We start from the raw sequence: 274 nt of genomic DNA on the forward strand, positions 1-274 counted from the left end.
TACACCGTCAACGCCAAAGGCACGACCGCGAGCGCAGGTTCGAACAAAGTGACCGTCACTGCTTCAGCAGAAGACGCGAACAACGTGACCGACTACAGCATCGACTTGGCGCAAGACACCAAAGACGACATCCAAAAAGGTGTGGATGCCAAAACCACCGTTGACACCAAAGGCCTGACCTTCAACGGCGACAGCGGCAGCACCAATGTCGAAAAACTCGGCTCCACCGTGACCGTTGCCGGCGACGACAACATCACCACCGAAGCCCAAGACG

General features: G+C 56.9%; 1 protein-coding gene. It reads left to right on the plus strand.

Features of this window, described 5'->3' with window-relative positions; all coding sequences use genetic code 11:
* A partial coding sequence (locus ACTHUF_RS11460) for a hypothetical protein (RefSeq protein ID WP_440407784.1) occupies positions 1 to 274 on the plus strand: 274 nt, incomplete at both ends.

The sequence above is a fragment of the Neisseria sp. P0024.S006 genome, assembly GCF_051956595.1.
GTDB lineage: Bacteria > Pseudomonadota > Gammaproteobacteria > Burkholderiales > Neisseriaceae > Neisseria.